This is a genomic window from Mesorhizobium sp. M7A.F.Ca.CA.003.01.2.1 (assembly GCF_003998945.1).
In the GTDB taxonomy this organism is placed as follows: Bacteria; Pseudomonadota; Alphaproteobacteria; order Rhizobiales; family Rhizobiaceae; genus Mesorhizobium; species Mesorhizobium ciceri.
The window spans coordinates 1-9041 of record NZ_RZRA01000096.1; the positions used below are offsets into that span (position 1 = coordinate 1).

Below are 9041 nucleotides of genomic sequence, written 5' to 3' on the forward strand. Positions count from 1 at the left end.
CTTCTGGCGGATCGTCTCGTCATAGAGGATGACGCCGGAGATGTAGCGGGTCATCGCCTCCCTGGTGCGGAACATCATCTCGCGGTAATCGCGGCGGCTGTCGGCGGTCGATTCGACGCCGATGACGTCGAAGCGCTTCTTGATGGTGCCGGAACTTTCGTCGGCGGCCAGCAGGCCCTTGCCATCGGCGACGATCGCAGCGGCAATGTCTTCGAGACGTTCGCTCATTGTTGCTTCTCCTGAAACGGTTGTTCCGCGCTTAACGGAAGTCTACCGCCAAAGGAATGGCATCGGAAAGCTCGAATCGATTGAAGCCTCGGGCGGCCTTGTTCGCTCTCCGAGTGTTGATCGCCTCGGAGCCTCAGCGCTTCAACACATCGACGCCGGGCAGCGGCTTGCCTTCCATCCACTCCAGGAAGGCGCCGCCTGCGGTCGAGACATAGGTGAAGTCGTCGGCGACGCCGGCGTGGTTGAGCGCCGCGACCGTATCGCCACCGCCTGCGACCGAGACCAGCTTGCCTTCCTTGGTGCGCGACGCCGCATGCTTGGCCGCCGCCACCGTCGCATGGTCGAAGGGCGCGATCTCGAAGGCGCCGAGCGGGCCGTTCCAGACCAGTGTCGCGGCGCGGTCGATCCATTCGCCGATGGTCGTCACGGTTTTGGCGCCGACATCGAGGATCATCCCGTCGGCCGGCACATCGGAGATGGCGACGGTCTCGCAGGCCGCGCCCGCCTTGAACTCCCTGGCGACGACGCCGTCGACCGGCAGGATGATGGCGCAGCCGGCCTCGGCCGCCTCGATCATGATCTGCTTGGCGGTTGAGGCGAGATCATGCTCGCACAGCGATTTGCCGACATCGGTGCCGCGCGCGGCGAGGAAGGTGTTGGCCATGCCGCCGCCGATGACCAGCGCGTCGACCTTCTTCACCAAGTTCATCAACAGATCGATCTTGGTCGAGACCTTGGCGCCGCCGACAATGGCGACGACCGGACGAACCGGTTTTCCCAAGCCCTTCTCCAGCGCCTCAAGCTCGGCTTGCATGGTGCGGCCGGCAAAAGCCGGCAACAGATGCGCCAGCCCCTCGGTCGAAGAATGCGCGCGGTGCGCGGCCGAGAAGGCGTCGTTGACGAAGATATCGCCATTGGCGGCGAGTTTTTCGGTGAAGGCCGGGTCATTCTTTTCTTCGGCCTTGTAGAAGCGAGTGTTTTCGAGCAGCAGCACGTCGCCCTTGTTCATGGCGGCGACAGCGCTTCCGGCCGTGTCGCCGACGCAATCCGAGGCGAAACCGACGGGGCGGCCGAGCACTTCTGCCGTGGCTTTGGCGATCGGCTCCAGCGAGAATTCGGGCGAAGGCCCATCCTTGGGTCGGCCGAAATGGGCGAGCAGGATGACCTTGGCGCCCTTGGCCGATAGCTCGGCGATGGTCGGTGCGATGCGTTCGATGCGGGTGGCGTCGGTGACTTTGCCCTCAGTGACAGGCACGTTGAGGTCGACGCGCACCAGCACGCGCTTGCCGCTGATGTTGCCGATATCGTCGAGTGTCTTGAAGGCGGCCATGCGGGTTCCTTTCGCGAAAAACCGGGGGACCATACCCCGCATCGGCGACGATGCAAGGCTTAGGGCGCGCTCGAACCGAAATTTTGAAGTGGGCACGATCTTGCACTGGCGGGCGGATGAATGGCTCCGCTCAATAGCGGGTTTGTCAGCTTTCGGTTGCTGCCTTTTCCGGCGCTGGCTCTGGGGCCGGTTTCTCGTCCGCCCGCGCCTCGTCCGCCTGCGCCTCGGTCGGCTTGCGCCAATTGCGGATGAAGGCGGAAAGACGGTCGCCGATTTCTCCGGCGCTGAGGAAGACCGGCACCCGCGCCACCGGCGCGGTCGGCTCGAACGACAGGCCGAGGCCTATGATCTTCCCCTTGTCGTCGACGTCGCGGACGATCAGTTCTATCGGGCCGAGCAGGACGCGGTCGGCATATTCGGCATGGCCGCCGAGCCGCGCCGTGACCAGCGCTCCAACGGTGAGCTTTTGCTCCGCTTCGGTCAGGCCCGGCGTATAGGCTGCTTCCAGTTCGGCGGCGGGGCGCGCTGGATCGACGGCGAAGGCGCCGAAGAAATCGGCATCTTCGGGATCGACCACGGCACGGCTGGCGAACAGCTTGTCGAGCAGGCGCGGATAGCGATCCGGGACGAAAATGTAGACCTGGTCGCCGGCGGCGAGCCGGCCCATGTCCTGGAAGCGCATCGAACGGCCGTCACGCAGCACCAGCGAGGGTCGCGCCCAGCGTGGGATGCGCTCGCCGCGCGCCACCGGGCTGCCGGGTGCGACGCGATAGGCGAGAAGCTCGTGATGGGCCGAACCCGGCAATTCCAGCTCGACCTTGTCCAGCGGTCCGAGCCGCGCCGGCACGATCAAACCGAGGCGGCGCGCCAGCGGTCCGACCGTCCAGCCCTGGATGACCAGCGAAACCAGAACGATGATGAAGGCGGTGTTGAAGATGACACGGCCATTTTCCAGCCCGCCGAGCAGCGGGGTGATGGCGAGCAGGATCGACACCGCGCCGCGCAGGCCGACCCACGAGACAAAGGCGACTTCGGGGCGCGGCATGCGGAACGGGATCAGGCAGAGCCAGACGGCGACCGGCCGCGCCACGAACATCAGGAACAGGCCGAGCAGCACCGCCGGCACCATGATCGCCGGGAATTGCGAGGGCGTCGCGAACAGGCCGAGGATGAGGAACATGATGATCTGTGCCAGCCATGACATGCCGTCCTGGAAGCGCTTGAGGATGGTGACGGCGCGGATATCGGAATTGCCCGAGATGAGGCCGGCGATATAGACCGCCAGGAAGCCAGAGCCGCCAATGGCGCCGGCGGCGGCAAAGACCATCAACGACAAGGTCAGCACGAAGATCGGCAGCAGGCCATGGTCGAGATTGAGCCGGTCGACGAGACGCACGATGGCGAGGCCGCCGAGCACGCCGACGACAGCGCCAAGGCCCATGTTGAGGAGGAAGCCGAGGAAAAGGCTGGTGACCAGGACGTTGGTCTCGGGATTGGCATGAGCGGCGATGATCTCGACCAGCGTGATGGTCAGGAAGATGGCGATGGGGTCATTGGTGCCGGATTCCACCTCGAGCGTCGAGCGCACGCGTTCGCGCAGATTGATCTCGCCGGCACGCAGCAGGAAGAACACGGCGGCCGCATCGGTGGAGGCGACGGCGGCGCCGAGCAGGAAGGATTCCAGCCAGGTGAGGTCGAGCAGATAGTGGGCGGCGGCGCCGAACAGGCCGGTGGTCAGAATTACGCCGAAGGTCGCCAGCGACAACGCCGGGCCGGCTGCCTGCCGCAAGGCGTTGAGCGGCGTGCCGAAGCCGGAATCGAACAGGATGACGGCCAGCGCCAGTGAGCCGGCAAAATAGGCGATGCGGGCATTGTCGAACTGGATGCCGAGACCGTCGGTGCCGGTGGCGAGGCCAATGCAGAGGAACAGGAGCAGAAGAGGGGCGCCGAAGCGGAAGGCGATCAGGCTCGAAAACGCGGCGGCGACGACAAGCGCTGTGCCGACCAGCGTGACGAGATAGATCGCATGCTCCATCCTGAAATCAGCCCCTCAAATTTGTCTGTCTCCTGCTTTGCGAGAGAGTGGGGCGAAGACGTGACCAGTGCAAGGCGGCAGGGTGGCTTTTTGGTCTATGCCGCTGATTTTCGGATGTTTTGGCGCCCGGGACACAATTTGGGAAGGCGCAAGCTGCGCTCATGAAAAACGCCCGGGCAAAGCCGGGCGTTCCAAGTCTCGAAAAGAGGGCTTTGTGATCAGGCGATGGTCTTGCCGAAGGCGACCGATGTGTCGCCCATGCGGTTGGAGAAACCCCATTCATTGTCGTACCAGGAGAGCACCGATACGAAATTGCCGTCCATCACCTTGGTCTGGTCGAGCGCCATGATCGAGGAGCGCGGATCGTGGTTGAAGTCGATCGACACGTTCGGGTGATGGGTGACGCCGAGAATGCCCTTGAGCTTGCCGTTGGAGGCGGCGATCACCGCTTCGTTGATCTCCTGCACCGTGGTCGACCGCTTGGCGATGAACTTGAAATCGACGACCGAGACGTTCGGGGTCGGCACGCGGATCGAGATGCCGTCGAGCTTGCCCTTGAGGTCGGGCAGCACCAAGCCGATCGCCTTGGCGGCACCGGTCGAGGTCGGGATCTGCGACAGCGCCGCGGCGCGGGCGCGGTAGAGATCCTTGTGCATGGTGTCCAGCGTCGGCTGGTCGCCGGTGTAGGAGTGGATCGTCGTCATCATGCCTTTTTCGATGCCGACCGTTTCGTGCAGCACGGCTGCCAGCGGCGCCAGGCAGTTGGTGGTGCACGAGGCATTCGAGATGACGATATGATCCTTGGTCAACTGGTCGTGGTTGATGCCGTAGACCACGGTGAGGTCGGCGCCTTCGGCAGGGGCCGAAACGATGACGCGCTTGGCGCCGGCGGTCAGGTGTGCCGCTGCCTTGTCGCGGGCGGTGAAGATGCCGGTGCATTCGAGCGCGATGTCGATGCCGAGTTCCTTCCACGGCAACTGCGTCGGATCCTTGATCGCGGTGACCTTGAACGTCTCCTTGCCGACGGTGATCTGGTCGCCGGATACCGAGACTTCATGCGGGAAGCGGCCGTGCACGCTGTCATAGCGCAAGAGGTGCGCATTGGTCTCGACTGGGCCGAGGTCGTTGACGGCGACGACGTCGATGTCCTTGCGGCCGGATTCATGGATAGCGCGCAGGATGTTGCGGCCGATGCGGCCAAATCCGTTGATGGCAACTCTGACGGTCATAATTCTCTCCCTGGGAGTTGGAGGGCGGACGAGGGGTCTGCAGTTTCATAGCGGCGGAAGCAGAAAGAATCCAGCCGCACTGGCGTGGATTTAAATCGATTAAGTTGAGCCAGCCCGGCGAAGCCGTTTTCGCGGTTTCGCCGAACTGGCCCAGAATCTTACTTGGCGTGCAGGCGGGCTTCCGCCGCCTTGGCCGCGGCCTCGGCGGTAATGCCGAAATGCGGATAGAGTTGCTCGATCGTGCCCGACGCGCCGAAGCGGGTCATGCCGACGAAGATGCCGTCTGAGCCGATCAGATGATCCCATCCCTGGCGGATGCCGGCTTCGATATTCTGGTCGCCGACCTTGCCGAAACAGCCGCCGACGGACTTGCCCCCGACATCCCCAAGCGTGGCGCAAAATTCGCCTATGTCAGGTGCGACATCGCGGACCTCGACACCCATACAGCACTTGTCGATGCCGCGATGCGCGCCTTCGGCCGCATCGACTGCCTGGTCAACAATGCCGGCGTCGGCGCCGTGGTGCGCGGTGACCTCTTGGACCTCAAGCCGGAGAATTTCGACCGCACGCTGGGCATCAACCTGCGCGGCACCGTCTTCCTCAGCCAGGCTGTCGCCAAGGCGATGCTGGCTGCGCCAGGCGATCAGAGATCCATCATCACCATCACCTCGGTCAGTGCTGAAATGGCGTCGCCGGAACGGCCGGACTACTGCATCTCGAAGGCCGGGCTTTCGATGTGGGTGAAGAACCTGGCGTTGCGGCTTGCGCCTGAAAACATCGGCGTCTTCGAAGTCCGGCCCGGCATCATCCGCACCGACATGACCTCAGGCGTGACCGCCAAATATGACGCCCTTATCGACGGCGGCCTGGTTCCGGCCAAACGCTGGGGCGAAGCATCGGACATCGGCGCGGTGGTGGCGACGCTCGCCGGCGGCAAGCTCGGCTTTTCGACCGGCTCGATCATCAATGTCGACGGCGCGCTCTCGGTGCCACGGCTATGAATGGATCAGGAAATGACTGACTATATCATCGTGGGCGCCGGTCCTGCCGGCTGCGTTATGGCCAACCGGCTGAGCGAAGATCCCAGCAATTCGGTCCTGCTGCTGGAAGCCGGCGGCAAGGACTGGCACCCCTACATCCACATGCCGGCGGGCTTCGCCAAGATGACCAAAGGCATTGCTTCCTGGGGTTGGTCGACCGTGCCGCAAAAGCACATGAAGGACCGCGTCTTCTGGTACACGCAGGCCAAGGTCGTCGGCGGCGGCTCGTCCATCAACGCGCAGATCTACACGCGCGGCAATGCCCGCGACTACGACGCCTGGGAGAAGGAAGAAGGCCTCGCCGGCTGGGGCTATCGCGACGTGCTGCCCTATTTCAAGCGCGCCGAAAACAACCAGCGCTACGCCAACGACTTTCATGGCGACCAGGGCCCGCTCGGCGTGTCCAACCCGATTTCGCCGCTGCCTATCTGCGAGGCCTATTTCCGTGCCGGCCAGGAGATGGGCATCCCCTTCAACCCGGACTTCAACGGCGCTGCCCAGGAAGGCGTCGGCTACTACCAGTTGACCCAGAAGGATGCCCGACGCTCCTCCGCCTCGGTCGCTTATTTGAAGCCGATCCGCAGCCGCAAGAACCTGACCCTCCGAACCGATGTGCTGGTGACGCGCATCGTCGTCGAGAACGGTCGCGCTATCGGCGTCGAGGTGGTCGACAGGCCGGGCGGCGACAAGAAAATCCTGCGCGCCGAGCGCGAGGTGATCGTCTCGTCCGGCGCCATCGGCTCGCCGAAGCTCCTGATGCAGTCGGGGATCGGCCCCGCAGACCATCTGAAGTCAGTCGGCGTCACGCCGGTGCATGACCTGCCCGGCGTCGGCTCCAACATGCAGGACCATCTCGATTTGTTCGTCATCGCCGAATGCACCGGCGATCACACCTATGACAACTACGCCAAGCTGCACCGCACGGCCTGGGCCGGTCTGCAATATCTGCTGCTGAAGAAAGGCCCGGTGGCCTCCAGCCTGTTCGAGACCGGCGGCTTCTGGTACGCCGACCCGACCGCCGCCTCGCCCGACATTCAGTTCCATCTCGGCTTGGGATCCGGCATCGAGGCCGGCGTCGAGAAGCTGAACAATCCAGGTGTCACCCTGAACTCGGCCTTCCTGCGGCCGCGCTCACGCGGCACGGTGCGGCTGAAGAGTGCCGACCCGTCCGACCACCCGCTGATCGATCCGAACTACTGGTCCGATCCCTATGACCGCGCCATGTCGATCAAGGGGCTGCGACTGGCGCGCCAGATCATGCGACAGAAGGCGCTTGCCCCTTACGTGCTGCGCGAAGTGCTGCCCGGGCCGTCGCTCGCCAGCGACGACGAGCTGTTCGACTATGCCTGCCGCACCTCCAAAACCGACCATCACCCGGTTGGCACCTGCCGCATGGGCCATGACGACATGGCCGTGGTGACACCGGATCTGCGGTTGCGCGGCATCGAGGGCCTGCGCGTTTGCGACGCCTCGGTGATGCCGCGCGTGCCTTCATCCAACACCAATGCGCCGACAATGATGGTCGGTGAAAAAGGAGCCGATCTGGTCCTCGGCCGCGAGCCGCTGCCGCCGGCGGTGTTTTCCGGAAACCGGGCTGCTTAGCCGCTGAGGAGCAAGACATGATCAGGCACTGTGTTTTCGCTAGATTTCGCAATGATGTCGCCGCTACCGAGCGCACGGCGGTCCATGCCGATCTCGAGGCGCTGCGACAGCTGATCGACGGCATGGACGCCGTAAAATTCAGCGCCAATGTCAGCCCCGAGCCGTTCGCACGCGGCTTCACCCATGGCTTCACCATCGACTTCCGCGATGCTGCCGCGCGCGATGCCTATCTTGCGCATGAAGCGCACCAGCGCGCCGGCGCACGCCTGGTCGCTGCCCTGGAAGGCGGCACGGACGGGCTGATGGTGTTTGATCTCGAAATCTAGACTCACCATCAAGCCACGATCGAGTTCATCGACAGATGGCACCGGTCGCTCCTCATCGCACCTCAGGGGCGTTCGATCAAATGAGCCGCGCGAAAAAGTGACCACCGGTCTTCCCTGAACTGGCTGATAATTCCTCACATCGATGATGGTGGAGGAGGAAGATTTGCCCCTTAATTCGCAGCAGAAGAAGACCGTCCTCGCCTCGTTCCTGGGCTGGACGCTCGATGCTTTCGATTTCTTCCTTCTGACATTCCTGCTCACCGATATCGCGACCGAATTCCACGCCGACGTGCCCGCGGTCTCCAAGGCGCTGTTCCTGACCTTGGCCACACGCTTCATCGGCGCGTTCTTCTTCGGCATGCTTGCCGACAAGTACGGGCGCAAGCCGATCCTCATGCTCAACATCGTGAGCTATTCGGTGATCGGCGCGCTGGCCGCCTTCTCACCCAATCTCGGCATCTTCCTCGCCCTGCGCGCGCTGTTCGGCATCGCCATGGGCGGCGAATGGGGGCTTGGCAGTTCGCTGGCCATGGAATCCATTCCGCCGAGCGCACGCGGCATGGTCTCCGGCATCCTGCAATGCGGCTATCCGGCCGGCTATCTGCTGGCGGCGGTGGTCTATGGCCTGCTCTATCAGCAGACGATCGGCGGCTACACGATCGGCTGGCGCGCCATGTTCCTGCTCAGCTTCGTGCCGGCGCTGATTGTGCTCTTCATCCGCTCGCATGTGCCGGAATCGCCGGCCTTCGTCGAAGCGCAGAAGACGGCTCGACCGGGCATGTGGGAAACCCTGCAGAAACACTGGGGTGTCGCGCTCTATGCCGTCGTGCTGATGATGTTCTTCAATTTCTTCAGTCATGGCACGCAGGACCTCTACCCGACCTTCCTGAAGAAGCAGCACGGCTTCGATCCGCATACGGTGAGCTGGATCACCATCGTCGCCAATATCGGCGCCATCGTCGGCGGCCTGGCATTCGGCGCGCTGTCCGAAAAGATCGGCCGCGTCAACGCCATCACGCTGGCCTGCCTGATCGCCTTGCCGTCGATCCCGCTATGGGCCTACTCGACCACGCCGTTCATGCTCGCCATCGGCGCCTTCGTCATGCAGGTCGCGGTCCAGGGCGCCTGGGGCGTCATCCCCGTGCACCTCAACGAGCTTTCGCCCGGGGCGGTGCGGGCGACCTTGCCCGGCTTTATCTATCAGGCGGGCAATCTCGCCGCGTCCTATGGCGGCCACTATCAGGCAGGAAT

8 protein-coding genes are annotated in these 9041 nt (G+C 63.8%); 4 read left to right on the plus strand and 4 right to left on the minus strand.

Features of this window, described 5'->3' with window-relative positions:
- From EN969_RS06540 to gap, 4 genes are all read right to left on the minus strand, one after another.
- The coding region (locus EN969_RS06540; protein WP_127419033.1) for a class I fructose-bisphosphate aldolase at positions 1 to 228 on the minus strand (228 nt) is incomplete at its 3' end.
- A 133-nt stretch (positions 229 to 361) separates the two neighbouring features.
- A complete protein-coding gene (locus EN969_RS06545; protein WP_013529247.1) occupies positions 362 to 1558 on the minus strand; it encodes a phosphoglycerate kinase in 1197 nt (398 codons plus the stop codon).
- Between the two features lie 145 nt (positions 1559 to 1703).
- On the minus strand, positions 1704 to 3593 hold the full coding sequence (locus EN969_RS06550; protein ID WP_013529248.1) for a potassium/proton antiporter: 1890 nt from the start codon (positions 3591 to 3593) through the stop codon (positions 1704 to 1706).
- A 218-nt stretch (positions 3594 to 3811) separates the two neighbouring features.
- Positions 3812 to 4822 (minus strand): type I glyceraldehyde-3-phosphate dehydrogenase, encoded by a 1011-nt coding sequence (gene gap / locus EN969_RS06555; protein ID WP_013529249.1) that lies wholly within the window; start codon positions 4820 to 4822, stop codon positions 3812 to 3814.
- 296 nt (positions 4823 to 5118) lie between these two features.
- Here gap and EN969_RS06560 point away from each other — a divergent pair, with 296 nt between their 5' ends.
- The 4 genes from EN969_RS06560 to EN969_RS06575 form a co-directional block, all read left to right on the plus strand.
- A complete protein-coding gene (locus tag EN969_RS06560) occupies positions 5119 to 5823 on the plus strand; it encodes a 3-ketoacyl-ACP reductase (protein WP_245467419.1) in 705 nt (234 codons plus the stop codon).
- A 12-nt stretch (positions 5824 to 5835) separates the two neighbouring features.
- Positions 5836 to 7464 carry a GMC family oxidoreductase N-terminal domain-containing protein gene (locus EN969_RS06565; protein WP_063170331.1) on the plus strand — a complete coding sequence of 543 codons (1629 nt, stop codon included), beginning with the start codon at positions 5836 to 5838 and terminating at the stop codon, positions 7462 to 7464.
- A gap of 17 nt (positions 7465 to 7481) precedes the next feature.
- Entirely contained in the window at positions 7482 to 7790 is a 309-nt protein-coding gene (locus EN969_RS06570; RefSeq protein ID WP_063168958.1) for a Dabb family protein, read from the plus strand.
- A 163-nt stretch (positions 7791 to 7953) separates the two neighbouring features.
- On the plus strand, positions 7954 to 9041 hold a 1088-nt coding region (locus EN969_RS06575; protein WP_164758161.1), incomplete at its 3' end, for an MFS transporter.